This is a genomic window from Microtetraspora sp. AC03309 (assembly GCF_020826795.1).
GTDB lineage: Bacteria > Actinomycetota > Actinomycetes > Streptosporangiales > Streptosporangiaceae > Microtetraspora > Microtetraspora glauca.
The window spans coordinates 1-565 of sequence record NZ_JADDIL010000397.1 but is presented as its reverse complement, the minus strand read 5'-3'; the positions used below and the strand labels follow the sequence as shown (position 1 = coordinate 565).

The window sequence follows — 565 nt, the reverse complement described above, 5'->3', positions numbered from 1 at the left end:
CGCATGCGAGAGCCAAACCGCCGTGGCCGCAGCGGCACTCAGCGGTATCGCCAGCCTCAGCGCAAACAGCCAAGGGGTCCGGTACGGCGCGACCCGGCCCAACCGCCAGGTGGCCACGGCCAAACCAGCCAGCTCCGCCACGATCAGCGCGATGCCGGCCCCCACCGCACCGTGCTGCGGGGTGAGCACGATGTTGAGCACCACGTTGCCCACCAGGTTGACGAGATTCAGCCGGAACAGGAACACCTGGTCGTGTGCGGCGAACAAGGCCTGACTGATCGCCGCATTGAGAAACGTCAGGGCGACGGCGACAAGTAGCAGGGCCAGCGTCAGGCCGCCGTGCGCGCCGAACTCCGACGAACCCACCAGTTGGACCATCGGCTGTGCCACCACGATACCCACCACCGCGATCGGCGCACCCAGGAACATCATCGACTCGACGGTGCGCGTGACGAATCGGGCGAAGCCGGCCCGATCCACCGCGAAGGAATGCGTCGCGGCCGACAGAGTGGACGACTGGAAGAACGTGGACAGCACGGACAGCGTGAACGCCAGCGTGTAGGCC

Annotated in this window: 1 protein-coding gene; it reads right to left on the bottom strand. The window is 67.1% G+C overall.

Annotated elements, in window-relative coordinates:
* The coding region (locus IMZ11_RS43525) for a polysaccharide biosynthesis C-terminal domain-containing protein (RefSeq protein ID WP_228649550.1) at positions 1–565 on the bottom strand (565 nt) is incomplete at both ends.